Source organism: Pseudomonas sp. LBUM1649 (assembly GCF_059716155.1).
The window spans coordinates 1,548,640-1,575,160 of sequence record NZ_CP166807.1 but is presented as its reverse complement, the minus strand read 5'-3'; the positions used below and the strand labels follow the sequence as shown (position 1 = coordinate 1,575,160).

The window sequence follows — 26,521 nt, the reverse complement described above, 5'->3', positions numbered from 1 at the left end:
CATCCGTCCGATACAGCAACGCGAGTTTTTTCTGCGCAAAAAAAGATCGCAGCCTGCGGCAGCTCCTACAGGGGATTACGTAATCCTGTAGGAGCTGCCGCAGGCTGCGATCTTTTCAAGCCGCGAAATCAGCGTTTGCGCAACAGCACGCTACCAATCGAATAACCCGCGCCGAACGAGCTGAGCACCGCCAGCGAGCCGGCGGTCAGATCGTCCTGGTGCTTGTGGAACGCAATCACCGAACCTGCCGAGCTGGTGTTGGCATAGGTATCGAGAATTACCGGCGCTTCCTGCTCGGTGGCTTCACGGCCCAGCAGCTTCTTGACGATCAGGTGGTTCATGCTGAGGTTGGCCTGGTGCAGCCAGAAGCGCTTCACGTCGTTGACGTTGAGTTGATTCTCTTCCAGATGCGCAGCGATCAGCTCGGCGACCATCGGGCAGACTTCCTTGAACACCTTGCGGCCTTCCTGCACAAACAGTTTGTCCTTGGCACCGATGCCCTCTTCCCCTGCGCGGTTGAGGAAGCCGAAGTTGTTGCGGATGTTGTTGGAGAACTTGGTCAGCAGCTTGGTGCTGACAATGTCGAACTGGTGACTGGAGGTGGCCAGGTCGGCGCGCTCGATGATCACCGCGGTCGCGGCATCGCCGAAGATGAAGTGGCTGTCGCGGTCGCGGAAGTTCAGGTGACCGGTGCAGACTTCCGGGTTGACCATCAGGATCGCCCGGGCCTGGCCCAGCTGGACGCTGTTGGCGGCGGCCTGGATGCCGAAGGTGGCCGAGGAACACGCCACGTTCATGTCAAAACCGAAACCCTGGATGCCCAGCGCTTCCTGGACTTCGATGGCAATGGCCGGGTAGGCGCGTTGCAGGTTGGAGCAGGCGACGATCACGCCGTCGATGTCCGCGGCGGTTTTGCCGGCACGTTGCAAGGCTTGTTCGGCTGCGCCGATGGCCATCTGGCAAAGCACCGACCAATCGTCGTTGGAACGCTCCGGCAGGCGTGGCGCCATGCGTTGCGGGTCGAGGATGCCCTCCTTGTCCATGACAAAGCGGCTTTTGATACCGGAGGCTTTCTCGATGAACGCTGCGCTGGACTCGGTCAACGCCTCGACTTCACCGCGGGCAATAGCCTGGGCGTTGTCGGTGTTGAATTGAGCTACATAAGCATTGAAAGACTGCACCAGCTCTTCGTTGGAGATGCTGTTGGCCGGGGTGTAGAGGCCGGTGCCGCTGATGACGACGTTATGCATGGTCGTGTCTCTAATCTGTTCAAACAGAAAGCATTGGTACAGGCGTACCAACACACAAAGGGTCTATTTCCATCCGGGGGGACGCAAACCTGGCATCGCTTTATTCCGACACGAGACCTGGCCGAAGGCTGTGGGTCACGAAACCGGCGTTTATGGTCGCGAAGTTTGCCATAAACCTTGGGTTTCCGCCCCTTTTGCGAGAACAATTACATCCCCTGTCGGAGCTTGTGTGGCGAGGGGATTTAGCGAAACGTCGCACCGCCCCGTTCGGCTGCGAAGCAGTCGTAAAACCAGCGCACTCGTTGTAACTGATACATCGAGTACGGAGGTTTTGGGGCGGCTCCGCCACCCAGCGGGGATAAATCCCCTCGCCACAAAAAGCCAATTCCCACAGGGTCAGGGCTCGACTTGCGACCACTGTTTGTTCAGGCGCTTGTCGGAGATCGGCACCTTGGTCCCCAGCTGCTGGGCAAACAGCGAAACCCGGTATTCCTCCAGCCACCAGCGATACAGCTCCAGCTGCGGATCGCGCTTGCCTTCCTGGGCGTGTTTGTTGGCGCGGGTCTGGTATTGCGTCCAGAGGCCGGACAACTCGCCGCTCCAGACCCGATCCCTTTGCACCTGGGCGCCGATTTTTTCGAAACGCTGTTCGATGGCCTTGAGGTAGCGCGGCAGTTCCTTGAGCCACTGCATCGGCGTTTCCCGGACAAACCCCGGATACACCAGATGGCTGAGCTGCTGCTTGATGTCGTTCAGGGCCACGGCTTGCGCCAGGTCGATCTTGCCCTTGAAGCGTTTTTGCAGGCCGTGCCAGTGCTTGAGGATTTCCAGGGTCAGCCTGGCCACGCGTTCGGCATGTTCGGTCCAGGCGCCGCGCTTGCGTTCAGCCAACGATGCCAACCCGGCGCCGTCGCGTGGCAAGGGGTCTTCACCGTCGAGGATGCAGCTGTCGAGGCTGGCCAACAGTATGTCTTCGACCAGTGCATCGACACGCCCCAAGTCGCGATACAGCAGGCCCAGTTCGGTCAGGCCCGGCAACTTGCCGCGCAGGAACTTCGCCGGTTCCGCCAGTTGTTGCATCAGCAAGCGCTGCAGGGCGCGGCGATGTTGGAACTCGGCTTCGGCCGGTGTCGAGAAACGTCCTTCCTTGACCGTCCCCGCCTCTTCCACCAGCGCCGGATAGACCGTCATCGACAAACCGGCGATCTTCTGCTGGGTTTTCTCGGCGACGGCGGCAAACACTTTCGGTTCGACCGGCTGCTGGCTTTTCGCGGTTTGCGGCACGGCCAGGGCGGCCTGACTGGCCTCGGCGAAACGGGCAGTCAGCTCGGCCAGGTCGCGCCCTTCGCCGAGGAACTTGCCCTGGGCGTCGACGATTTCCAGGTTCATCCGCAGATGGCTTTCGACCTGCTGCGCCGCCTCGCTCCAGGCTTCATCGCTGACACGGGCGCCGGTCATGCGCAGCAACTCGCGACCCAAGGCCTGGGGCAACGAGCCTTCAGCGAAGGTTATGCGCTGTAACGCGGCTTTGACAAAATCCGGCACCGGCACGAAATTCTTGCGCAAGGCCTTGGGCAGGTTGCGCACCAGCGCAATGCACTTGGCTTCGATCACCCCCGGCACCAGCCACTCCAGGCGTTCCGGCGGCAGCATCGGCAACAGCGGTGCCGGTACACGCAGGGTCACGCCGTCGCGCGGATGGTTCGGTTCGAAGTGGTAGCTCAGGGCCAGTTCCAGGTCGCCGATGTGCAGCGTGTCCGGATAATGCTGGGCGGTGACTTCACTGGCTTCGCGGGCCAGCACGTCTTCTTCGCGCATGATCAGCAGTTGCGGGTCTTTCTGACTGTTGATCCGATACCAGCTGTCGAAGGTCGCGGTCTGGTGGATCTCTGCTGGCAACCGCGCATCGTAGAAAGCGTAGAGGGTTTCTTCGTCCGCCAGAATGTCCCGTCGACGGGCCTTGGCTTCCAGTTCGTCGAGTTGTTCCAGCAACTGCTTGTTGGCCGTCAGGCACTTGGCTTTCGACTGAATCTCGCCTCGCACCAATGCTTCACGGATGAACAGCTCACGGGACACCACCGGATCGACCGGACCGTAATGCACCGGCCGGCGGCCGACCACGATCAGCCCGAACAGGGTGATCTGCTCGAATGCCACGACCTGGCCACGCTTCTTCTCCCAATGGGGTTCGAAGTGGTTTTTCTTGATCAGGTGCCCGGCCAGCGGCTCGATCCAGTCGGCATCTATCTTGGCCACCATCCGTGCATACAGCTTGGTGGTTTCCACCAGTTCGGCGGTCATCAGCCATTGCGGGCGCTTCTTGCCGATACCCGACGACGGGTGAATCCAGAAACGTCGCTGACGCGCGCCGAGGTAATCGCCGTCTTCGGTTTTCTGGCCGATCTGGCTCAGCAACCCCACCAGCACCGCTTTATGCAGCTTCGGATAGTCCGCCGGCTCTTTATTGAGGCTTAACTGCATGTCGCGGCAGATCAGGCTCAACTGACGGTGGGAATCACGCCATTCGCGCAGACGCAAATAATTCAGGAAATTCTTGCGGCACCAATTGCGCAGCGGGCTCGCAGTCAGCGCCTGGCGCTGCTCTTCGAAACCGCGCCACAGGTTGACCAGCCCGGCGAAGTCCGAGTCGGTGTCCTTCCATTGCGCGTGGGCCTGATCCGCCGCTTGCTGGCGCTCTGGCGGACGTTCGCGCGGATCCTGGATCGACATGGCGCTGGCGACGATCAGCACTTCCTGCAGGCTGCCGAGTTTCGCCGCTTCCAGCAGCATGCGGCCCATGCGCGGGTCCACCGGCAGTCGCGCCAATTGGCGACCGAGCGGGGTCAATTGGCTATTGCGGTCCACTGCCGAGAGTTCTTGCAGCAGGTTGAAACCGTCGCTGATCGCCTTGCCGTCCGGCGGCTCGATAAACGGGAACGCGGTGATTTCGCCAAGGCGCAGATGCAGCATCTGCAAAATAACGGCGGCGAGGTTGGTCCGCAGGATTTCCGGATCGGTGAATTCCGGGCGCCCGAGGAAATCCTCTTCGCTGTAAAGGCGCACACAAATGCCCGGCTCGACCCGTCCGCATCGGCCTTTACGCTGGTTGGCGCTGGCCTGGGAAACAGCTTCGATGGGCAGGCGCTGGACCTTGGCGCGGTAGCTGTAGCGACTGATGCGCGCGGTGCCGCTGTCGATCACGTAACGGATGCCCGGCACGGTCAGCGAGGTTTCCGCAACGTTGGTCGCCAGCACCACGCGACGGCCCGGGTGCGACTGGAAAATCCGCTGCTGCTCGGCCGGCGACAGGCGCGCGTACAACGGCAGAATCTCGGTGTGCTTGAGCTGGGCCTTGCGCAGCATGTCGGCGGCGTCGCGAATCTCGCGCTCGCCGGGCAAGAACACCAGCACGTCACCGGGGCTGCGACGTTCGCTGCGCTCATAGGCGGCAATTTCGTCGAGGGTGGCGAGGATCGCCTGATCCACGGTCAAGTCGTCCTCGACACGGTTGCCCTCCTCGTCCTGTTCCAGGGTCAGCGGGCGATACCAGGTGTCCACCGGAAAAGTACGGCCGGACACTTCGACAATCGGCGCATCGTCGAAATGTTTGGAGAAGCGCTCCAGGTCGATGGTCGCCGAGGTGATGATGACTTTCAGGTCTGGACGACGCGGCAGCAGGGTTTTCAGGTAACCGAGCAGAAAATCGATGTTAAGGCTGCGTTCGTGGGCTTCGTCGACGATGATGGTGTCGTAGCGTTCCAGATAACGGTCGTTCTGGGTTTCCGCCAGCAGGATGCCGTCGGTCATCAGTTTGATCAGGGTATTGGAATCGCTCTGATCCTCGAACCGCACCTGATAACCGACCAGGGCGCCCAACGGCGTGCCGAGTTCTTCGGCCACCCGGGCGGCCACGCTGCGTGCAGCAATCCGCCGCGGTTGGGTGTGGCCGATCAGGCCATGTTGGCCGCGCCCGATTTCCAGGCAGATCTTCGGTAACTGGGTGGTTTTACCCGACCCGGTTTCGCCGGCAATGATCAGCACCTGATGCTGTTGCAGGGCCTTCTTGATTTCGTCGCGCTTGGCGGCGATTGGCAGGCTGTCGTCGTAACGAATCACCGGCAGGCTGGCCTTGCGTGCCAGCACCTGGTCACAGGACGCCTGCATCCGCGCCACCCACTGGGCCAGTTTGGCCTCGTCGGGTTTCTTGCGCAGCTCAAGCAACTGCCGCCGCAGCCGGTGGCGGTCGGCGAGCATGGCGTGATCGAGGTTTTTCAGCAGTTTGTCGATGGAGGGCGATTCGTCGGTCATCGGGTACGCAATTCAGTCGTCTAGTGGCGCAAGGGGGCGGATTGTCGCAGATTTGGTTGCGTCCCGACGAATGCAACCTGCTTTTGTGGCGAGGGGATTTATCCCCGTTGGGTGGCGAAGCCGCCCTAAAACCAGCACAATCGGTGTGTCAGTAACACCGAGCGTGCTGGCTTTACGACTGCTTCGCAGCCGAACGGGGATGAATCCCCTCGCCACAGAGTGTTCACTCAGGTTCGCTATTCGCTATCCAGACCCTTGCGGCGATAGGGGAATACATCGATTACCTTGCCGGCGCGAATGGCCTCTTGCAGGCTCTTCCAGTAATCGGCGTTGTACAACTCGCCATGCAGTTGATCAAACAACTTGCGCTGCCCCGAATCAGCAAATAGAAACGGCGGGAACTCCTCAGGGAACACATCCAGCGGCCCGATCGAATACCAAGGCTCAGAGGCCATCTCATCTTCCGGCGTACGCGGCTGCGGAATGTGGCGGAAGTTGGCTTCAGTCAGGAAGCAGATCTCGTCATAGTCATAAAACACCACCCGCCCATGACGCGTGACGCCGAAGTTCTTGAGCAGCATGTCACCGGGAAAGATGTTCGCCGCCGCCAGTTGCTTGATCGCCAGGCCGTAATCCTCCAGGGCCTCGCGCACTTGCGCCTCGTTGGCGTTTTCCAGGTACAGGTTCAGCGGCGTCATCCGCCGCTCGGTCCAGCAGTGACGGATCAGCACCGTGTCGTCTTCCACCGACACTGTGGACGGCGCGACTTCCAGCAGTTCCTCCAGGCACGCCGGGGCGAACTTGCTCAGCGGGAAGCGGAAGTCGGCAAACTCCTGGGTGTCGGCCAGGCGCCCGACACGGTCGACGCTCTTCACCAGCCGGTACTTCTCGATCACCGTGGCGCGGTCGACGTTTTTCGACGGCGAGAAGCGGTCCTTGATGATTTTGAACACGGTGTTGAAACCCGGCAGGGTGAACACGCTCATGACCATGCCGCGCACGCCGGGGGCCATGATGAACTGGTCATCGGTGTTGGCCAGGTGGTTGATCAGCGCCCGGTAGAACTCGGACTTGCCATGCTTGTAGAAACCGATCGAGGTGTACAGCTCGGCGATGTGCTTGCCCGGCAGGATGCGCTTGAGGAAGCCGATGAACTCCGCCGGCACCGGTACATCCACCATGAAATACGAACGGGTGAAGGAGAAGATGATCGACACATCCGCCTCGTCGGTGATCAGTGCATCGATCTGGATGCCCCGCCCCTCGAGGTGCAGCAGCGGGATCGCCAGCGGCCATTGCTCATCGGCGGTGTAGATGCGCCCCACCAGGTAGGCGCCCTTGTTACGGTAGAGCACCGAGGAAAACAGTTCGACGCTGAGTTGCGGATCCTTGCACACCCAATCCGGCAGGTTCTCGCGCAGTTGCGCTTCAAGGCGGCGCAGGTCGCCGGGCAGGTCGGCGTATTCCTCGCTGAAGCGATAATCGGAAAAGATGCTCGCCAGCATGCCCGACAGCTGGCCCTGGGGCTTGTAGGTGCGGGTTTGCGCGGCGCGGGCCCGGCGCAGGCTCGGCCGCGTGGTGTGGATGAACATGCAGCCGTCGCTGATCAGGTCATGGCTGAACAGCCCGCAGAAAATCGAGTTGTACCAGGTCTCGGACAATTCATCGTCGAAGCGCAGGTCGATCAAGGTGATGTACGCGCTCTTGACCAGCGGCCAGCAACTGACGTCCAGCGTGTCGGTGTCAAAGGCGGTGCGCAGTCGCTCCACCGTTTCACTGACTTTTTCTTCGTAGAGATTGATCCGCGCCGCCGACGCCGACTGCGTCTCCTGCCACTTGGCCTGCTCGAAGCGGGCCCGGGCGCCGTCGGTGATCTGGCGGAAATGCTCGCGGTAATCGTCAAAGCCATCGAGGATCAGGCGGGCGATGTCGGCGGCTGGCCATTGCTGCGGCATGGTGAGACCTCTGCGGGAATTCGTGAGCCCTGAGCTTAGCCAGTGAAGCGGGTGCAGGAGAAGTGTAATTTTCCAGACCAATGAAATGCTCGTTTTGCGGTTGCCATCATCCGGAGGCTCGGCAACACTCTCGCCCCCATCAAGCAAGGAACACGTCGTGAACCCCGTCGATCTATTGCGTTTACTGTCACTGGCGGCCATTTGGGGTGCGAGCTTTCTGTTCATGCGCATCATCGCCCCGGTGATTGGCACGATTCCCACGGCCTTTTTCCGCGTTTCGATCGCGGCGGTCGGGCTGCTGGTGATTCTCGGACTGATGCGCATCAGCTGGGACTTCAAGGGCAAACTCAAAACCGTGATGCTGCTCGGGGTGATCAACTCAGGGATTCCGGCAACACTCTACTCGGTGGCCGCGCAAGTGCTGCCGGCCGGTTATTCGGCGATTTTCAATGCCACCACACCGATGATGGGCGTGTTGATCGGCGGCCTGCTCTTCCATGAAAGACTCTCTGGCGCCAAGCTCGGTGGTGTGTTCCTCGGGCTGTTCGGCGTCGGCGTGCTGACCCGCGCAGGTCCGGTAGCGTTCGATCCGGAACTGTTGATGGGCGCCCTCGCCTGCCTGCTCGCCACCACCTGTTATGGCTTTGCCGGATTTCTTGCACGCCGCTGGCTCGATCAGGCCGGTGGGCTCGACAGTCGCCTGTCGGCGCTGGGCAGCATGCTCGGCGCCACGCTGTTCCTGCTGCCGTTGTTCGGCTACAGCGTGATCAGCCAGCCACCGGCGAGCTGGGGCGGCTGGAATGTCTGGTTGTCACTGTTGGGATTGGGGCTGGCGTGTACCGCGTTTGCCTACATCATCTACTTCCGCTTGCTCAGCGCGATCGGCCCGGTAAAGTCGTCGACCGTGACCTTCATGATCCCGCCGTTCGGTGTGTTGTGGGGGGCGATGTTTCTCGATGAACCGCTGTCGATGGCGCATATATATGGTGGGGTGTTGATTGCGGCGGCGTTGTGGTTGGTGTTGAAGCCGGGGGTGGTGAAGATGGCTGGCAAGTAGATTTGTGGCGCCTCAAGGGATGCAGGCATTGGGCTGATCTTTTTTGAGAGGTCGAGAAAGCAGGTCATGGAGACCTGCTTGTGCTGACTATCACCAGAGCTCGACACTCTTGGCAATGCGTTGGAAGGCGTGGCAGCATCAACCCGCTTGCAAAAGACGGTTGAGGTATTGGCCGTAACCATTTTTTGCCAAGGGTGCCGCCAGTTTTTGCAGCTGATCGGCATCAATCCATTTCTGCCGGAAGGCAATCTCTTCAGGACAAGCGACTTTAAGGCCCTGGCGACGCTCGAGCGTGGCAATGAACAGACTGGCATCGAGCAGTGAGTCGTGAGTCCCGGTATCCAGCCAGGCGTAACCGCGCCCCATGATTTCTACCGACAGACTGCCCTGTTCCAGGTAAAGACTATTGATATCGGTGATTTCCAGCTCACCACGCGCAGATGGCTTGATGCTCTTGGCCATCTCGACAACGTCCTGGTCATAGAAATACAGCCCGGTGACCGCAAAGTTCGACTTGGGCTTGAGTGGCTTTTCTTCGAGGCTGATCGCCTTGCCCTGGCCGTCGAACTCGACCACGCCGTAACGCTCCGGATCATTGACGTGATAGGCGAAGACACTCGCCCCAGCCTGACGCGCCATGGCACTTTGCAGAATATTGATGAAGTCGTGGCCGTGATAGATGTTGTCACCCAGGACCAGGGCGCTGGGGTCGTTGCCGATAAAGTCTTCGCCAATGATGAAGGCCTGCGCCAGGCCATCGGGCGAAGGCTGCACGGCATAGGAAATGTTCAGGCCCCAACGGGCGCCATCCCCCAGGAGCTGTTCGAAACGCGGAGTGTCCTGTGGCGTGGAGATGATCAGGATATCGCGAATACCCGCCAGCATCAGGGTGCTCAGTGGGTAGTAGATCATCGGCTTGTCGTAAACCGGCAGCAGCTGCTTGGAGATGGACAATGTCGCCGGATGCAGTCGAGTACCAGAGCCGCCGGCAAGGATGATGCCTTTACGATTGAGCATGTTCATTTCTCCAGTATTTCTGCGAGCATCCGTGTCACGCCAACTTTCCAGTCAGGCAAGCTCAGCGCAAAGGCCTTTTGCAGTTTTTGAGTATCGAGTCGGGAATTGCATGGCCGTCGTGCCGGCGTCGGGTACGCCTCGGTGCCGATCGCGTCGACCAAGGCCTGGGTAACCTTGAGGTTCATGCCTGCCCGCTCGGCTTGTTCGAGTACAAAACGAGCATAGCGACACCAGGTGGTTTCGCCAGTGGCGGCAAGATGGTAGATCCCGCCCAATTGTGGGTCGGCCATTACGCTACGGATGGCATGGGCGGTCACATCCGCCAGCAATTCGGCACCGGTTGGTGCGCCGAACTGGTCATCGATCACGGCCAGGCTTTCACGTTCCCGGGCCAGGCGCAGCATGGTCGTGGCAAAGTTGTTGCCCCGTGCGGAATACACCCAGCTGGTACGCAGGATCAGATGCGCACAGCCACTGGCGGCAATCGCCTGTTCGCCGGCCAGCTTACTGGCGCCATAGACACTCAATGGCGCTACCGGATCGTTTTCCTGCCAGGGCCTGTCGCCAAGCCCTGCGAACACATAATCGGTGGAGTAATGCACCAACAGTGCCTTTAGCCGTAACGCCTCTCGAGCCAGCACTGCCGGCGCATCGGCATTGACCCGATGGGCCAGTTGCGGTTCGCTTTCGGCCTTGTCGACAGCGGTGTAGGCCGCTGCGTTAACGATAACGTCAGGCGCGAAGCGCTGCACGGTCGCGGCCAGCCCCGGCAGATCATTCAGATCGCCGCAGTACTCCTGGCTTGCGGAATCCAGTGCCAACAATTCGCCAAGGGGCGCAAGGCTGCGTTGCAGCTCCCACCCCACCTGGCCATTTTTGCCGAGCAAAAGCAGTTTCATGCGCTGCGCCCGGCATAATTTTTCTCAACCCATTCGCGGTAGGCGCCGGACTGGATATTGCGCACCCAATCCTGGTTGTCCAGGTACCACTGGACGGTTTTGCGAATGCCGGTCTCGAAGGTTTCTGCCGGCTTCCAGCCCAGTTCACGTTCGAGTTTTCGGGCATCGATGGCATAACGGCGGTCGTGCCCGGGCCGATCGGTGACGTAGCTGATTTGTGCATGGTAGGGCTGGCCGTCGGCACGCGGACGCAGCTCATCGAGCAAGGCGCAGACGGTGTGCACGATCTCCAGATTGGTCTTTTCGTTCCAGCCACCGACGTTGTAGACCTCACCCACGCTGCCGGCCTCCAGCACGCGACGGATGGCGCTGCAGTGGTCCTTGACATACAACCAGTCGCGAATTTGCTGGCCATCGCCATAGACCGGCAATGCCTCGCCGGACAGCGCGTTGACGATCATCAGCGGAATCAGCTTTTCCGGAAAATGATAAGGCCCGTAGTTGTTCGAGCAGTTGGTGGTGAGTACGGGCAGGCCGTAGGTGTGATGATAGGCGCGCACCAGGTGGTCGCTGGCAGCTTTGCTGGCCGAGTAAGGGCTGTTGGGTTCATACGGGTGGCTTTCGTTGAACGCCGCTTCTTCTTTAGCCAGCGAGCCATAGACTTCGTCAGTGGAAACATGCAAGAAGCGAAAGGCTTGCCCCGCATCGGGCGCCAGGCCCTTGGTGTAGGCGCGCACGGCTTCCAGCAAGCGGAAAGTGCCAACGATGTTGGTGTCGATGAATGCTTGCGGCCCGTGGATGGAGCGATCGACATGCGACTCGGCGGCAAAATTGAGAATGGCACGGGGCCGGTGCTCTTCGAGCAAGCGCTCGACCAAGGCACTGTCACCGATATCGCCATGCACGAATACATGCTGCGCATTGCCCTTCAGGCTGCAGAGGTTATCCAGGTTGCCGGCATAGGTCAGCTTGTCCAGATTCACTACGGTTTCATCGGAGTGAGCCAGCCAATCCAATACGAAATTTGCCCCAATGAAGCCTGCACCGCCAGTTACCAGGATGGTCATGGATTCAGACCTTTTTTCAGTAAGGTTGCGAGGATCGGACCCAGGTTCTCAAAGACGGATTGCCCATTCAAACCGGCATGCTTGAAACCCGCGCAGCCCGGTTAAAACCCAATGGCGTTGCTGCCAAGGAAATTCTGTTGTGGCAAGGGTTGGATAAGGTTTTGAACATTCAGCGCACGCCAGCTCTGCGACCGGCTCTATATAGACTCCCCGACGCCCTGACGGCATTTGCGGGCGACATTCGTAATATAGCAAAGCTCCCAAAAATAAAAAAAAAGATCGCCTGATGGCGATCTGTTTTTCACCCGTGTAACCCAACATTCAGTCTTAAGGAATGCGTAACAAAGCTTTTTTAACACAAGGTGCCTGAACCATTCAGACTTCACCCAGCCGTTACTGCTGGTTCTCCTGCTCGGTAAACAAATCGCTGAACAGCATGCTCGACAGATAACGTTCACCGGAATCCGGAAGGATCACCACAATGGTCTTGCCCTGCATTTCCGGGGTCTCCGCCAGGCGTACCGCCACCGCCATCGCGGCGCCGCAGGAGATACCGCACAGGATGCCTTCTTCCTGCATCAAGCGCAGGGCCATGGCCTTGGACTCCTCGTCGGTGACCAGCTCCACCCGGTCGACAATCGACAGGTCGAGATTTTTCGGCACAAAACCGGCGCCTATGCCTTGGATCTTGTGCGGGCTCGGCTTGATTTCTTCACCAGCCAACGCCTGGGAAATCACCGGTGATACGGCGGGCTCCACCGCTACCGAGACGATAGGTTTGCCTTGGGTATTCTTGATATACCGTGAAACGCCGGTAATGGTTCCGCCTGTTCCAACACCTGCCACTAATACATCCACGGCACCGCCGGTATCGTTCCAGATCTCGGGCCCTGTGGTTTTTTCGTGGATGGCGGGGTTGGCCGGGTTGTCGAACTGCGCCGGCATGAAATAGCGCGCCGGATCACTGGCGACTATTTCCCCGGCCTTCTCGATCGCGCCTTTCATGCCCTTGGCCGGCTCGGTCAGCACCAGTTCTGCCCCCAGCGCCTTGAGTACCTTGCGGCGCTCGATGCTCATGGATGCCGGCATGGTCAGCATCAATTTGTAGCCACGTGCGGCGGCAACGAAGGCCAGGCCGATGCCGGTGTTGCCGGAAGTCGGCTCGACGATGGTCATGCCCGGCTTGAGTCTGCCTGTGCTTTCGGCGTCCCAGATCATGTTGGCGCCGATCCGGCACTTGACCGAGTAGCCGGGGTTGCGCCCCTCGATCTTGGCCAGGATGGTGACGCCGCGCGGGGCGATTCGGTTGATCTGCACCAACGGCGTATTGCCGATGGAATGGGCATTGTCAGCGAAGATACGGCTCATGGCTGGGTCCTTAACGACAGCATTGAATAGGGCATCAAGGTAAGCCTCTTGCCCGTAGGCGTCCAGTCAGGTCGAACGTCCGGTTACAAACGCAGTCAATGGTTTTAGATCGCCAGAGAATTACCACCATGAAGCGTCGTTACCGCTGGCCGTTGTGGAGCTTCGCCGGCCTCGTTGTGCTGCTGATTGCCCTGCACTTCGCCCTGCCCTACCTGGTGCGCGACTACCTGAATGACAGGTTGGCGAACATGGGCGATTACCGCGGCCAGATCACCGACGTGGACCTGGCCCTGTGGCGCGGTGCCTACAAGATCAACGGCCTGAAAATCGTCAAGGTCGAGGGCAAGGTGCCGGTTCCCTTCGTCAATGCGCCACTGATCGACCTCTCGGTCAGCTGGCATTCCCTGTGGTACGACCACGCGGTGGTCGCCGAAGTGAAGTTCGTCAAGCCTGAGGTCAACTTCGTCGATGGCGGGGCCAACAAGAAAAACTCGCAAACCGGCGAAGGCACCGACTGGCGCGCCCAACTGGGTAAATTGCTGCCGATCACCCTGAACGAAGTGCGGATCGACGATGGCAAGATCAGCTTTCGCAACTTCAACTCCAAACCACCGGTGAACATGAATGCCACCAACGTCGACGCGAGCATTTACAACCTGACCAACGTGGTCGATACCAAAGGCAAGCGCGACGCCCGCTTCGAAGGCAAGGCGCTGCTGCTGGGGCACGCCCCCCTGGAAACCACGGCCACTTTCGATCCACTGAGTAACTTCGAGGATTTCGAGTTCCGCATGCGGGCCCGGAACATTGAGCTCAAACGCATGAACGACTTCGCTTCGGCCTATGGCAAATTCGATTTCAATGCCGGCCACGGCGATGTAGTGATCGAAGCCCAAGCCAAAAAAGCCAAATTGACGGGTTACATCAAACCGCTGCTCAGGGATGTTGACGTGTTCAACTGGCAACAGGACGTGGAAAACAAGGACAAAGGGATTTTTCGTTCCATCTGGGAGGCTATCGTCGGCGGCTCCGAAACCGTGTTGAAAAACCAGGGCAAGAACCAGTTTGCGACCCGAGTCGAGCTGCGCGGCAATGTCCATCAAAAAGATATCAACGCGTTCGAGGCGTTTTTGCAGATTTTACGCAATGGTTTCATTCAGGCTTTCAATGCCCGCTATGAACGACCCAAGCCGGATGCCGATTAACGTTTGCGCGTGACGGTGTAACGACCGGTTTCTTCGGCTGCCCGTAGCGGATTGGCTTGCTGTTGCAAGAAATCCCATCCCAGGCAGGCCAGGGCCAGTGATCGCGGTACCGCCTCTCGACCACTGCTGTAGCGGCTGATGCTGCGGGCGCTGACCCCCAACGCCTCAGCGGCCTGATTCAGCGGCAATCCGGTGCGAGCGCGCCAGTCGATGAAGATTCGGGTATTTTCGTCCGAAGCGTTTTGCGCGAGGGCATCCAGATACAAGGTATCGGCACCGATTTGGATGTCCAACTCAGGCCACTCTACACACCAGCCATCATCACCTAGCGCAGCACCCTCGAAAGCGCTTCCCTGCAAGGGTTGCAAGCCCGCGAAGGCCTGCAGGTCGCGACTCAGGTCCAGGGTCAGTTGTTGACCATCGATAAACGCAAGCGCCAGCCGATAGTCCGGCAATGCCCGCACCGCCGATAGCCGTGGTCGTTTCATGGGTAACATCGTTTCCAATCCTCCAGCAATTGCGCCTGATGGGCCCTGACCCACTGCAGCGCTTCCTTGATAATCAGCGGCGGTGCCTTGCCTACCATCACTTCGACGGTTTCCAGGCTCAGCATGACGTCCAACCCGCCACCCGTCAGATGAACGTGGGGCGGCGGATGATCCTTCTCGCGCAACTGGATGCGGTACGTATCTCGAAATCGATATTTAGTAGACATGCCCGACAAGCTATCGCCAAAATGGCGATAGCTCAATACTGGCCAGCCGCCGAGTCTGAGTCAAGATGTGACGCTCCATTCAGAGACTGAATAAGCCATCTGCGTTCACAGTCGACCGGACTGCGCGTTATAGTCGGGGCTGACCATTTTATTGCACCTTTATTGCACCCCGCGCCCTGCCTCGCTCAGGCCGGCGTTACCGTTCGAGGATTAGCAGATGAAGTTCGAAGGCACCCAGGCCTACGTCGCCACCGATGACCTTAAGCTGGCGGTCAACGCCGCCATCACCCTGGAGCGGCCGCTGCTGGTCAAGGGCGAACCAGGCACCGGCAAGACCATGCTCGCCGAGCAACTGGCCGAATCCTTTGGCGCCAAGCTGATCACCTGGCACATCAAATCCACCACCAAGGCTCACCAGGGCCTGTACGAGTACGACGCGGTCAGCCGCCTGCGCGATTCGCAACTCGGCACGGAAAAGGTCCACGACGTTCGCAACTACCTGAAGAAGGGCAAGCTCTGGGAAGCTTTCGAGTCCGAAGAGCGAGTGATCCTGCTGATCGACGAAATCGACAAGGCCGACATCGAGTTCCCCAACGACCTGTTGCAAGAACTCGACAAGATGGAGTTCTACGTCTACGAGATCGACGAGACCATCAAGGCCAAGAAGCGCCCGATCATCATCATCACCTCCAACAACGAGAAAGAGCTGCCGGACGCCTTCCTGCGCCGCTGCTTCTTCCACTACATCGCGTTCCCGGATCGCACCACGATGCAGCGGATCGTCGACGTGCACTACCCGGACATCAAGAAAGACCTGGTCAGCGAAGCGCTGGATGTGTTCTTCGACGTGCGCAAGGTGCCGGGCCTGAAGAAGAAGCCATCGACCTCCGAGCTGGTGGACTGGCTGAAGCTGCTGATGGCCGACAACATCGGCGAAGCGGTGCTGCGCGAGCGCGATCCGACCAAGGCCATTCCGCCGCTGGCCGGTGCGCTGGTGAAAAACGAACAGGACGTGCAACTGCTGGAGCGTCTGGCGTTCATGAGCCGTCGCGGCAGTCGTTGATCATCTGGGGCAAAAGCCATGCTGCTCAATCTGTTCAATGAAATGCGTGCAGCCAAGGTGCCGGTCTCGGTGCGCGAGCTGCTGGACCTGATCAACGCGCTGAAACAGCGCGTGACCTTCGCCGACATGGACGAGTTCTATTACTTGTCCCGGGCGATCCTGGTGAAGGACGAAAAGCATTTCGACAAGTTCGACCGAGCGTTCGGTGCCTATTTCAATGGCCTGGAAAAGCTCGACGATCACCTTCAGGCCTTGATTCCGGAAGACTGGCTGCGCAAGGAATTCGAGCGCTCGCTGACCGATGAAGAGCGGGCCGCTATCCAGTCCCTCGGCGGCCTGGACAAGCTGATCGAAGAGTTCAAGAAACGCCTGGAAGAACAGAAGGAACGCCATGCCGGCGGCAACAAGTGGATCGGCACCGGTGGTACCAGCCCGTTCGGTTCCGGTGGTTTCAACCCGGAAGGCATTCGGGTCGGCGATGCCGGCAAGCGCCAGGGCAAGGCCGTGAAAGTCTGGGACCAGCGCGAGTACAAGAACCTCGACGACTCGGTCGAGCTGGGCACGCGCAACATCAAGGTCGCCCTGCGCCGCTTGCGCAAATTTGCCCGTCAGGGTGCAGCGGAAGAACTCGATATCGATGGCACCATCGACCACACCGCCAAGGATGCCGGGTTGCTGAACATCCAGATGCGTCCGGAACGGCGCAACACGGTCAAGTTATTGCTGCTATTCGACATCGGCGGCTCGATGGACGCTCACGTGAAGATCTGCGAAGAGCTGTTCTCGGCGTGCAAGACCGAGTTCAAGCATCTGGAGTATTTCTACTTCCACAACTTCATTTATGAATCGGTGTGGAAGAACAACATGCGTCGCAGCTCCGAGCGTACCTCGACCCAGGATTTGCTGCACAAGTACGGCGCCGACTACAAAGTGATCTTCATCGGTGACGCCGCCATGGCGCCCTACGAAATCACCCAGGCCGGTGGCAGCGTCGAGCACTGGAACGAAGAGCCCGGCTATGTGTGGATGCAGCGGTTCAAGGAGAAGTACAAGAAGCTCATTTGGATCAACCCGTACCCGAAAGATACCTGGGGTTACACCTCGTCGACCAATATCGTTCGCGATTTAATTGAAGACCAGATGTATCCGCTGACCCTTCGCGGGTTGGAGGAAGGGATGCGGTTTCTCTCCAAGTAAGACGCCGATCGTTCCCACGCTCTGCGTGGGAATGCATCAAGTGACGCTCCGCGTCACAGGGACGCGGAGCGTCCCGGGGGGCATTCCCACGCAGAGCGTGGGAACGATCATTGTGAGGCAAATCGGCGCAAATACTCGACTTGTTCACGATGCGCGACCTCCTGCACCACCGGCCGCAACCGCACCTGCGCCCCCGGCAGGCATTGCGCCAATCGCGCCAGCGCCAACGGCGTCAACGCCCCCAAGCGTGGATAACCGCCAATGGTCTGCCGATCATTGAGCAGCACAATCGGCTGCCCGTCCGGCGGCACCTGAACGGCCCCAAGCGGAATGCCTTCGGAAATCATCGGATTTCCCTGGTACTGCAAGGGTGTGCCCAACAAGCGAATGCCCATGCGGTCGGCCCGGCTGTCGAGGCTCCACACGCTGTTGAACGCATCGAACAGACTCTGCCCGCTGAACTCACCGACCTGCGCACCGAGTACCAGGTCCAACGGAGCATCGAGATTCAGGTCCGAACGCTGCTCTGCGGTCAATTCGCGCAGCAACATCACCGAATTGCCCGAATAACACAAACACTCGCCTTTGCTCAGCGCACGCCCCATGCCATCCAGTCCGCCGAGTTCCTCACGAACCACCGTCGCGCTGCTGCCCAACACCTTAGGCGCATCGAAGCCACCCGGCGCGGCCAGATAGGCCCGGGCGCCGAGCAATGGCTGGGTGAATTGCAATTGCTGGCCCTTATGCAGCCTGAAGCTGCGCCACGGCGCCAGCGGCTCGCCGTCCACCCGCGCGCCAAGATCCGCTCCGGCCAGGGCCAGCACGCAATCTTCCTCGGCCACTACGGTGAACCCACCGAGGGTGATTTCGATCACCGGCGCATCCAGCCTGTTACCCAGCAACCAATTGGCCCACGACATCGAACGCCAATCAGCCGCGCCGCCCTGGGTCACGCCCAGATGCCGCACGCCGAATCGGCCAGCGTCCTGCAACAGGCACAGCGGTGTACTCGCTTCAATCGTCAGACGGCTCATGCCTGGGCCTCCTGTGGCGTGTCGTCACCGCCCAGGTTGATGAACTCGGCATGGCCGACCGCTTCGAAACGCACGGTGTCGCCCGGTTGCATCAAGCTGTAGCCGTCACGGTTGCGGTCGAACAAATTGGCCGGTGTGCGGCCGATCAGGTTCCAGCCGCCGGGAGATACCACCGGATAGGCGGCCGTCTGCCGTTCGGCGATGCCGACACTGCCCGCGGCGACCTTCTTGCGCGGCGTGCTCAGGCGCGGTGCGGCGAGTACTTCTTCCACCAGGCCCATGAACGCGAACCCCGGTGCGAAGCCCAGGGCGAACACCTGATACTCACGTTCGCTATGACGGCGGATCACCTCTTCCACCGCCAGCCCACTGCGTTGCGACAACAAGCTCAGCTCCGGGCCGACACTCAAGTCGTACCACACCGGCAGCACATGACATTTGCCACGGGTGCGAGCATTGGGCGACAGATCGATCAGCGCCTGGGCAATCAACTCCCGGGCCTGAGCCGGGCTCAGCGCGGTCAGATCGTAATGCACCATCAAGGTTGTATAGGACGGCACCAGATCGATCAGCTGCTCACCGAACGCCGCCCGCAGACTTTCACTGGCGGCGAGCATCCAAGGCATGTTGGCTTCGGCGATCTCATCGAACAGGCGCACCATCAGGCAATCGAGCGCGACCACTTCTACCCGCAGTTTCATGACGCGCTCTGCTGATTCAAGGCTTCACGAATGCGCCGCACGGCGGCCACCGAACTGGCATTGTCGCCGTGCACGCACAGGGTGTTGGCCTGCAAGTGCAAGGCGCTGCCGTCACTGGCGGTGAGGTGATCGCCACGGGCAATGATCAACGCCTGCTCGATGATTTTCTCCGGATCGTGATGCACCGCCCCCGGCAGTTGCCGCGAGACCAGCATGCCGGCGCTGTCGTAGGCACGATCGGCGAAGGCTTCGAACCACAGGGTCACGCCGTACTCTTCGCCCAACTGCTGCGCGGCACTGTTGTCGCGGGTGGCCATCAGCATCAACGGCAGGCTGCGATCATAGGACGCCACCGCTTGCAGCACCGCGCGCAGTTGCGCTGGGTTGGCCATCATGTCGTTGTACATCGCGCCGTGGGGTTTGACGTAACTGACCCGCCCGCCCTGGGCCCGGCAGATGCCGTCGAGGGCGCCGATCTGGTAATGCAGGATGTCCTGCAGTTCCTGGGTGGCATAGGCCATGGAACGGCGGCCAAAACCGACCAGATCCTGATAGGCCGGATGGGCCCCGATCTGCACACCGTGGCTGAGGGCCAGGCTGACGGTCTTGCGCATGATGCTCGGGTCGCCGGCATGGAAACCGCAGGCGATGTTGGCGCAATCGATGAAGGGCATGACTTCCGCGTCCAGACCCATGGTCCAGTTGCCAAAGCTTTCGCCAATGTCGCAGTTCAATAGCAGGCGGCTCACGCTGAACACTCCTGTAGGCTTTATTCTTTTTAGCTGCGGGACATATCCGTAGGACGTGCCCGCAGGTTATCAGTTACTGGGCGTCGAGTTGCTTGCCGCGGGTTTCCGGCAAACTCAGGGCCGCGAGGATCACCACGCCGTAGGACACCGCCGCAAAGGCACCGATGCCGACGCTCAGCGGCACCGTCTGGCTGAGCAGGCCGATCAGCAGCGGGAACAGCGCCGCCAGCGCCCGGCCGATGTTGTAGCAAAAGCCTTGGCCAGAACCACGAATCCGCGTAGGGAACAGCTCGGTCAGGAACGAACCCATACCGCTGAAAATCCCCGAAGCGAAGAAGCCCAATGGAAAGCCCAGCCACAGCATCACGCCGTTGCTGACCGGCAATTGGGTGTACAGCAAAACGATGGTGAACGAGCCGACGGCGAACAAGATGAAGTTCTTTTTGCGACCGAGGATGTCGGTCAAATAGGCGCTGATGACATAACCGACGTAGGAACCGACGATCACCATCGCCAGATAACCGCCAGTACCGAGTACGCTCAAACCGCGTTCGTTCTTCAGGAACGTCGGCAGCCAGGACGTGATGGCGTAGTAGCCGCCCAATGCACCGGTGGTTAGCAGCGAAGCGCGAATCGTGGTGAAGAGCATGCCAGGAGCGAAGATCTCGTAGAACTTCGACGGATTGCTCGGTTCCTGTTTGGCTTTGGCCTCACGGTAGATTTCCGGGTCCTTGACCAGTCGACGAACGAAGATCACGAAAATCGCCGGCACGATGCCAAGGATGAACAGCGCGCGCCAGGCGTCTTCCGGCGGCATTATCGAGAACAGCAGCGCATACAGGATTGCGGTCAGGCCCCAGCCCAGCGCCCAGCCGGATTGCACCATGCCCACCGCCTTGCCGCGGTCCTGGGCGCGGATGACTTCGCCGATCAGCACCGCGCCAGCGGTCCACTCGCCGCCGAAACCGAAGCCCATCAGGGTGCGCGCAATCAGCAGTTGTTCGTAGTTTTGGGCGAAACCGCAAAGGAAGGTGAAGAAGGCAAACCAGAGCACGGTCAGTTGCAAGGTGCGCACGCGACCGATGCGATCAGAAAGAATCCCCGCCACCCAGCCACCAATGGCCGAAGCGATCAGCGTGCTGGTGTGAATCAGCCCGGCCTGGCCGGTGGTGATGCCCCACATGGCAATCAGGGTCGGCACCACGAAGCTGAGCATCTGGGTGTCCATGCCATCCAGGCCATAGCCGATCTTGCAGCTCCAGAAGGTGCGGCGTTCCTGCTGATTGATGTTGCGATACCAGTCGAAAGGTCCCGGGCGAGCCGTGGTTTTCGGAATGAAGGGGGTGTCGGGCGCACTCATGGCAATTCTCCGCGCTGATTTTATTGGTATTGTTCTGAGCCCCGACGACGCCTATCGTGGGAACCGGATGTGTCGATTTTTGGACGCGCCAGCCCTCAGCGTCCAACTAATAAAAACCCGCCCTAGCCATAAGAAAAACTTGATCACATGAACCTGAAGTTTCTCGAGACATTCGTCTGGGTCGCCCGGCTCAAGAGTTTCCGCCTCACCGCCGACAAGCTCTTCACCACCCAGGCGTCGATTTCCAGCCGCATCGCCGTACTCGAAGGCGAGCTTGGGGTGAAGCTGTTCCTGCGCGACTCGCGCGGTGTGAGCCTGACCCCGGAAGGCTTGAAAGTGCTCGAATACGCCGAGCAGATGATGGACACCATGCAAGCGCTCAAGCAGTCGATCGAGACCCGTTCGAGTAAGGCCGGTCGCGTGCGCATCGGTGTGATGGACACGGTGATCCACACTTGGCTGAGCCCGTTGGTGGCGCAGATGACCGATCACTACCCGCTGGTGGAAATCGAACTGGTGGCCGATACCTCGCTCAACCTCTGCGATCAGCTGCAAAAAGGCTTTCTCGATGTGATCCTGCAAACCGATCTGCTGCGCCAGGAAAGCGTGCGCAGCCTGGAACTGGCCAGCCACCCCATGGGCTGGATCGTCGCCAGCAATTCGCTCTACAACCGCGACTACTCAGGCATCGCCGACCTTGCGAATGAGCGGATCATTACCTACTCGAAAAACTCCCATCCCCATCAGGAAGTGCTCGCGCTAATGCAGGCCAACGGCGTCATGGCGCCACGGCTGAACTGCGTGAACTCGGTCTCGGCGATCACCCGGTTGCTGCGCGACGGCTTTGGCATCGGTGCATTGCCGCCGGTGCTGGTGGCCGAGGAACTGGCACGGGGTGAATTGACCTTGCTGGATATCGACCAGCGACCGCCGGACCTGCAAGTGGTGGTGTCGTGGCGGGTGGGCGTGGAATGGGTCGAGGAGATTGTGGCGTTGTGTCAGCAGGTGCTGGAGGGGTATGCGCGTCGGGTGGGTGAGCATTACATCATCCTGGCTGGCTGACCGCATCCTGTGGCGAGGGGATTCATGTGGTAATGGGATTTTTGTGGTGAGGGGATTTATCCCCGTTGGGTTGCGAAGCAGCCCCAAAACCTGCCACCCCGGAAACTCAGGTAAATCGCGTTCGCCAATTTTACGGCTGCTGCGCAGCCGAACGGGGATGAATCCCCTCACCACAATCGTTACAACCCGCGCAAATCCCGCTCTTCGATCGGCCGGCTCTGGCGCAATCGCTTGCCGCCCAACACCACCCAATCGATCAGGCGGAACAGGCACTCAATCCCGAACGACAGCAGCAACGCGCCGCTCATGCCCCAGATCATCGCCTCCGGGGTCAACAGGATCTGGTAGCTGTAGCCATTCCAGGTTTCCTTGCGAATGTCCGGATCCGCGGCCAGCACCACTTGCAGGAAGCGGATGTACCACGGCCCTTGCATCGCCTGGAACTGCTTGTCCAACGCCACCTGGCGAGTCAGCAGGTTGCCCAGGCTGTCGGCGTCGCTGCGAAAGATCGGGTCTTCACTGGCGCGATAGTGGGCGACCAGGGCCTGCATGTCCCCCTTGAAGAATTGATTGGCGGTGTTCTGGAATCCACTCAGCCCGGCCTGCGCTTCAATCAGGTGCGCTTCGACCCGCTTGGCGTAATCATTGATGAACCCCGGCACCTGGACACCGATCAACAGGCCCGCCGCAAACAACACCAGCCGTAGATAACTGAGCAACATGGGGGATGATCCTTATTCGGTCTTGCCCTGACTGACGCATTCACCGCGTCGCCACAGGCTCCATTGGCCTGGCTCATAGCGGGTCCAGGTTTCATTTTCGGTCAAGGGCTCGGTGGCGATCACCGTGACCACATCGTTGGGCGTGGTTTCGGCCTGGAAGTCGACGATCACATCGACGTCCTTCAGGCGCGCCGGGCCGAACGGGGCACGACGGGTGATCTGCGCCAGTTTGGTCGAGCAATAGCAGAACAGCCAGTCGCCATCGCTGAGCAGGCAGTTGAACACGCCCTTGCTGCGGTATTCGGCGCAGGCAGCGACCAGGTCCGGCAGCAGTTCTTCGACCTCCACTGGCTCGGGAAACGCGGCCCGTACGCGGTTGAGCAAGTCACAGAACGCCGCTTCGCTGTCGGTATCGCCAACGGGGCGGTAGAAACTGGCGGTTGGCTGCAGATCCGCCAACTGGCCATTATGGGCGAAGCACCAGTTACGCCCCCACAACTCGCGCACGAAGGGATGGGTGTTGGAAAGGCAAACCTTGCCGACGTTGGCCTGACGGATATGCCCGATCACCACTTCGCTCTTGATCGGGTAGCGTTGCACCAGGTTCGCGACCTCCGACTCGCAGCTCGCCGCCGGGTCCTGAAACAAGCGCAAACCCCGGCCTTCGTAGAAAGCGATGCCCCAACCGTCCCGGTGCGGACCGGTACGCCCACCGCGCTGCATCAGCCCGGTGAAGCTGAACACGATATCGGTCGGGACATTGGCGCTCATGCCCAATAACTCACACATGCTCGGACTCTCGCTTTATGGCAGGGGCACGGTTACAGACGGGGTTCGACGCGCATGCGCTGGGGGTTGCCCGGCACTGGCGGACGACCGTAACGATCGTCACCGGCACCGCCGAAAGGATGTTCCTCTTCCGGTTCATCGGCGTGGGCAGCGGCGTGGGCGGCGACCGCCTGTTCCTTGCGGGCCCTGGCGCCACGCTCGAGGACGAAACGAATCGCCACGAACACCAGGTAGAGGCCGAAAGCGATCATGCCGTACATGAACAGGTCGGAAATAGCCCGCCACGCGTTGTTGCCGACCTTGAACAACAGGTCAAGGGCGGTAATGGCAAGGGCCGGGGCCACTTTTTCCTTCACCGGGTCGATGATGGTCGGGCTGAACAGCAGCACCGCCACCAGTAAACGCAGGGGTTCGCGCAGCCAACGCCACATCCAGCGGGTGATGCGCATCCACACCAGCAGGCAGCCCAAAGCGGCAAAGGCGTAGAGGCCCCAAGCGATCAGATAGTCGTTCTCGGTCATGGTGTCCATGGCAAGGCAGGCAAAGAGGCGCTTATAGTAACGACTTTTCGCCCGTCAGGCTGCTTCAATGCCAGTCGGGCAAAACACAAACCCTGTGGGAGCGAGCCTTTGTGGTGAGGGGATTTATCCCCGTTCGGCTGCGAAGCAGTCGCAAAGCCAGTGCACGCGGTGTATCTGATACTCCGCTGTTGCAGGTTTTGGGGCCGCTGCGCGACCCAACGGGGATAAATCCCCTCACCACAAAAGCTCGCTCCCAGATTATCAACCCCGTTTCGTACATTGTTCGAGAATCCTTCATGCCCCTATCCGCCAACGTTTCCGACGCCCCGATTGCCCGCAAGGCCGAAGGATCCGACCCGTACGCCTGGCTGCAGGAGCGCGACAGCGCTGCGGTGCTCGACTACCTCAACGCTGAAAACCGTTATCAGGAGGCGCAAACCGCCGATCAGGCCGGGTTGCGTGAAACCCTGTTCGAGGAAATCAAGGGCCGGATTCTCGAAACCGACCTGTCCCTGCCCTCGCCGTGGGGACCGTACCTGTACTACACGCGCACCACAGCGGGTGACGAATACGCCCGCCACTACCGCTGCCCGCGCCCGGCCGACGACAGCCTGGTCCTCGACCAAAGCCGGGAACAACTGCTGCTGGACCCTAACGAACTGGCCAAAGGCGGCTTCTTTTCCCTCGGCGCGTTCAGCATCAGCCCCGATCACCAGCGCCTGGCCTACAGTATCGATTCCACGGGAGACGAGGTTTACACGCTGTTCGTCAAAGAGCTGTCCGATGGTCGCGTGAGCGAACTGGAGTTCCAGGACTGCGACGGCAGCATGACCTGGGCCAACGACAGCCTGACCCTTTTTTTCGGCGAGCTGGACGACACCCATCGCCCGCACAAGCTGTTGCGTTATCGCCTGGACGGCACGGCGGCCGAAGAAGTGTTCCATGAAACGGACGGCCGCTTCTTCATGCACTGCTACCGTTCGAGCTCCGAACAGCAATTGCTGCTGTCCGTGGGCAGCAAGACCACCAGCGAAGTCTGGGTGCTCGACGCCAACCACCCGCAACGGCCCTTTAGCTGCATAGCGCCACGATTGGAAAACCATGAGTACGACGTCGACCACGGCGCGCTCGATGACCAATGGACCTGGTTCATCCGCACCAATCGCGACGGCATCAATTTTGCCCTGTACACCGCCGTTGATAGCGGCGTGGCGCCAGCCGAGGCCGACTGGCAGAACCTGATCCCCCACAGCGACACAGTGATGATCGATGGCATGAGCTTGAACGCCGGCGCCATGACCCTGAGCTTGCGGGTCGGCGGTTTGCCGGTGATCGAAGTTCACCCGCAGGACCTCCCGAGCTATCGTGTGCAGCTGCCGGACGCGGCCTACAGCCTGCATGTGCAGAACAGCCTGGAATTCGTCAGCGAGCGGATTCGCCTGCGCTACGAAGCGTTGAACCGTCCGGCACAAATCCGCCAGCTGGAACTGGTCAGCGGCGAACAGAAAGTGCTCAAGCAAACCCCGGTGCTTGGCCCGTTCGACGCCGACGCCTACGTCAGCCATCGCCTGTGGGCCACGGCGCCCGATGGCACGCAAGTGCCGATCAGTCTGGTGGTCAAGCGCGAAGCGCTCGGCAAGCCGGTTCCGCTTTACCTGTACGGTTACGGCGCCTATGGCGAAAGCCTCGACCCGTGGTTCTCCCACGCCCGCCTGAGCCTGCTCGATCGCGGCATGGCGTTCGCCATCGCTCACGTGCGCGGCGGCGGTGAACTGGGCGAAGCCTGGTATCGCGCCGGCAAGCAGGAGCACAAGCAGAACACCTTCAGCGACTTCATCGCCTGCGCCGAACACCTGATCGCCAATGGCTTGACCACTGCGCCACAATTGGCGATCAGCGGCGGCAGTGCCGGTGGCCTGTTGATCGGGGCGGTGCTCAACCAGCGCCCGGAGCTGTTTGGCGCGGCGATTGCCGAAGTGCCGTTCGTCGATGTGCTCAACACCATGCTCGACCCGGAGCTGCCATTGACCGTCACTGAATACGACGAGTGGGGCAATCCTCAAGAACCGGACGTCCATGATCGGATCAAGGCCTACGCCCCTTACGAAAACGTCACCGCGCAAGCCTATCCGGCGACGCTGGTGATCGCCGGCTACAACGACAGCCGCGTGCAGTACTGGGAAGCGGCCAAATGGGTGGCGAAATTGCGCGCCACCAAGACCGACAGCAATCCGCTGCTGCTCAAGACCGAACTGGGCGCCGGGCATGGCGGGATGAGCGGTCGATACCAGGGATTGCGTGACGTAGCGCTCGAATATGCATTTTTGTTCAAGGTATTGGGTGTTGCCTGAGGAACTTGGTGTGGCGCGTCGGTCTTAAGGCTAGATGCAAGACACCCCTTGTAGGAGCAAAGCTTGCTCGCGATAACGCCACAACATTCAAACTCAATGTTGACTGACACACCGCCATCGCGAGCAAGCTT

23 protein-coding genes are annotated in these 26,521 nt (G+C 60.2%); 7 read left to right on the top strand and 16 right to left on the bottom strand.

Annotated features, from left to right (window positions below; translation table 11 throughout):
* Positions 1-128: 128 nt before the first annotated feature.
* The 3 genes from ACA058_RS07250 to aceK all read right to left on the bottom strand — a co-directional run bounded on the left by ACA058_RS07250 (position 129) and on the right by aceK (position 7,513).
* On the bottom strand, positions 129-1,250 hold the full coding sequence (locus ACA058_RS07250; RefSeq protein WP_497638492.1) for a beta-ketoacyl-ACP synthase III: 1,122 nt from the start codon (positions 1,248-1,250) through the stop codon (positions 129-131).
* Between the two features lie 396 nt (positions 1,251-1,646).
* On the bottom strand, positions 1,647-5,558 hold the full coding sequence (hrpA, locus tag ACA058_RS07245; protein ID WP_497638491.1) for an ATP-dependent RNA helicase HrpA: 3,912 nt from the start codon (positions 5,556-5,558) through the stop codon (positions 1,647-1,649).
* A gap of 236 nt (positions 5,559-5,794) precedes the next feature.
* A complete protein-coding gene (aceK, locus tag ACA058_RS07240) occupies positions 5,795-7,513 on the bottom strand; it encodes a bifunctional isocitrate dehydrogenase kinase/phosphatase (protein WP_497638490.1) in 1,719 nt (572 codons plus the stop codon).
* Positions 7,514-7,670: 157 nt separating this feature from the next.
* Here aceK and ACA058_RS07235 point away from each other — a divergent pair, with 157 nt between their 5' ends.
* On the top strand, positions 7,671-8,570 hold the full coding sequence (locus tag ACA058_RS07235) for a DMT family transporter (protein WP_497638489.1): 900 nt from the start codon (positions 7,671-7,673) through the stop codon (positions 8,568-8,570).
* Between the two features lie 138 nt (positions 8,571-8,708).
* Here ACA058_RS07235 and rfbA read toward each other — a convergent pair whose 3' ends face one another.
* Genes rfbA through rfbB form a run of 3 tightly spaced genes read right to left on the bottom strand, consistent with a single transcriptional unit; the run spans position 8,709 to position 11,553 of the window.
* A complete protein-coding gene (gene rfbA, locus ACA058_RS07230; RefSeq protein WP_497638488.1) occupies positions 8,709-9,587 on the bottom strand; it encodes a glucose-1-phosphate thymidylyltransferase RfbA in 879 nt (292 codons plus the stop codon).
* 2 nt (positions 9,588-9,589) lie between these two features.
* Positions 9,590-10,486: a dTDP-4-dehydrorhamnose reductase gene (rfbD, locus tag ACA058_RS07225; protein ID WP_497638487.1), complete on the bottom strand. Its 897-nt coding sequence runs from the start codon at positions 10,484-10,486 to the stop codon at positions 9,590-9,592.
* Positions 10,483-11,553 carry a dTDP-glucose 4,6-dehydratase gene (gene rfbB, locus ACA058_RS07220; protein ID WP_497638486.1) on the bottom strand — a complete coding sequence of 357 codons (1,071 nt, stop codon included), beginning with the start codon at positions 11,551-11,553 and terminating at the stop codon, positions 10,483-10,485. Before rfbB ends, rfbD begins: the two co-directional genes overlap by 4 nt.
* A 59-nt stretch (positions 11,554-11,612) precedes the next feature.
* Between rfbB and ACA058_RS07215 the strand changes: the two genes are divergently transcribed.
* Positions 11,613-11,840 (top strand): hypothetical protein, encoded by a 228-nt coding sequence (locus ACA058_RS07215; RefSeq protein ID WP_497638485.1) that lies wholly within the window; start codon positions 11,613-11,615, stop codon positions 11,838-11,840.
* A 106-nt stretch (positions 11,841-11,946) separates the two neighbouring features.
* Here ACA058_RS07215 and cysK read toward each other — a convergent pair whose 3' ends face one another.
* A complete protein-coding gene (gene cysK, locus ACA058_RS07210) occupies positions 11,947-12,921 on the bottom strand; it encodes a cysteine synthase A (RefSeq protein ID WP_497638484.1) in 975 nt (324 codons plus the stop codon).
* A gap of 98 nt (positions 12,922-13,019) precedes the next feature.
* On the opposite strand from cysK, the gene ACA058_RS07205 reads away from it, so the two are divergent.
* On the top strand, positions 13,020-14,126 hold the full coding sequence (locus tag ACA058_RS07205; RefSeq protein WP_497638483.1) for a DUF748 domain-containing protein: 1,107 nt from the start codon (positions 13,020-13,022) through the stop codon (positions 14,124-14,126).
* Here ACA058_RS07205 and ACA058_RS07200 read toward each other — a convergent pair.
* On the bottom strand, positions 14,123-14,623 hold the full coding sequence (locus tag ACA058_RS07200) for a DUF2442 domain-containing protein (RefSeq protein ID WP_497638482.1): 501 nt from the start codon (positions 14,621-14,623) through the stop codon (positions 14,123-14,125). The two genes, ACA058_RS07205 and ACA058_RS07200, sit on opposite strands and share 4 nt — an antisense overlap.
* Positions 14,611-14,841, bottom strand: coding sequence for a DUF4160 domain-containing protein (locus ACA058_RS07195; RefSeq protein ID WP_497638481.1), 231 nt, complete (start codon positions 14,839-14,841; stop codon positions 14,611-14,613). Before ACA058_RS07195 ends, ACA058_RS07200 begins: the two co-directional genes overlap by 13 nt.
* Positions 14,842-15,058: 217 nt before the next feature.
* Here ACA058_RS07195 and ACA058_RS07190 point away from each other — a divergent pair, with 217 nt between their 5' ends.
* The gene (locus ACA058_RS07190) at positions 15,059-15,904 is read left to right on the top strand and encodes an AAA family ATPase (protein WP_060541285.1); all 846 of its coding nucleotides are present in this window, start codon (positions 15,059-15,061) and stop codon (positions 15,902-15,904) included.
* An 18-nt stretch (positions 15,905-15,922) separates the two neighbouring features.
* Positions 15,923-17,101 (top strand): vWA domain-containing protein, encoded by a 1,179-nt coding sequence (locus ACA058_RS07185; protein WP_497638480.1) that lies wholly within the window; start codon positions 15,923-15,925, stop codon positions 17,099-17,101.
* Between the two features lie 107 nt (positions 17,102-17,208).
* Here the strand turns inward: ACA058_RS07185 and ACA058_RS07180 are convergent, their stop codons facing one another.
* The 4 genes from ACA058_RS07180 to ACA058_RS07165 form a co-directional block, all read right to left on the bottom strand.
* Positions 17,209-18,135 (bottom strand): 5-oxoprolinase subunit C family protein, encoded by a 927-nt coding sequence (locus ACA058_RS07180; RefSeq protein WP_497638479.1) that lies wholly within the window; start codon positions 18,133-18,135, stop codon positions 17,209-17,211.
* Positions 18,132-18,836, bottom strand: coding sequence for a 5-oxoprolinase subunit PxpB (pxpB, locus tag ACA058_RS07175; protein WP_497638478.1), 705 nt, complete (start codon positions 18,834-18,836; stop codon positions 18,132-18,134). The genes ACA058_RS07180 and pxpB overlap by 4 nt, the downstream gene beginning before the upstream one ends.
* Positions 18,833-19,585: a 5-oxoprolinase subunit PxpA gene (locus ACA058_RS07170; RefSeq protein ID WP_497638477.1), complete on the bottom strand. Its 753-nt coding sequence runs from the start codon at positions 19,583-19,585 to the stop codon at positions 18,833-18,835. Before ACA058_RS07170 ends, pxpB begins: the two co-directional genes overlap by 4 nt.
* 73 nt (positions 19,586-19,658) lie before the next feature.
* Complete coding sequence (locus tag ACA058_RS07165; protein WP_497638476.1) at positions 19,659-20,945, bottom strand: MFS transporter; 1,287 nt, start codon at positions 20,943-20,945, stop codon at positions 19,659-19,661.
* A gap of 147 nt (positions 20,946-21,092) precedes the next feature.
* On the opposite strand from ACA058_RS07165, the gene ACA058_RS07160 reads away from it, so the two are divergent.
* Positions 21,093-22,007 (top strand): LysR family transcriptional regulator, encoded by a 915-nt coding sequence (locus tag ACA058_RS07160; RefSeq protein ID WP_497638475.1) that lies wholly within the window; start codon positions 21,093-21,095, stop codon positions 22,005-22,007.
* A gap of 179 nt (positions 22,008-22,186) precedes the next feature.
* Here ACA058_RS07160 and ACA058_RS07155 read toward each other — a convergent pair whose 3' ends face one another.
* The 3 genes from ACA058_RS07155 to ACA058_RS07145 are packed head-to-tail and all read right to left on the bottom strand — an operon-like array spanning position 22,187 to position 24,048.
* Positions 22,187-22,729, bottom strand: a complete 543-nt coding sequence (locus tag ACA058_RS07155; protein WP_020797831.1) for a DUF2937 family protein — start codon at positions 22,727-22,729, stop codon at positions 22,187-22,189.
* Between the two features lie 12 nt (positions 22,730-22,741).
* Positions 22,742-23,518, bottom strand: coding sequence for a class II glutamine amidotransferase (locus ACA058_RS07150; protein WP_497638474.1), 777 nt, complete (start codon positions 23,516-23,518; stop codon positions 22,742-22,744).
* A 32-nt stretch (positions 23,519-23,550) separates the two neighbouring features.
* Positions 23,551-24,048 carry an MFS transporter gene (locus ACA058_RS07145; protein ID WP_497638473.1) on the bottom strand — a complete coding sequence of 166 codons (498 nt, stop codon included), beginning with the start codon at positions 24,046-24,048 and terminating at the stop codon, positions 23,551-23,553.
* A 287-nt stretch (positions 24,049-24,335) separates the two neighbouring features.
* On the opposite strand from ACA058_RS07145, the gene ACA058_RS07140 reads away from it, so the two are divergent.
* Positions 24,336-26,390, top strand: coding sequence for a S9 family peptidase (locus ACA058_RS07140; RefSeq protein WP_497638472.1), 2,055 nt, complete (start codon positions 24,336-24,338; stop codon positions 26,388-26,390).
* The last annotated feature ends 131 nt before the right edge of the window (positions 26,391-26,521 follow it).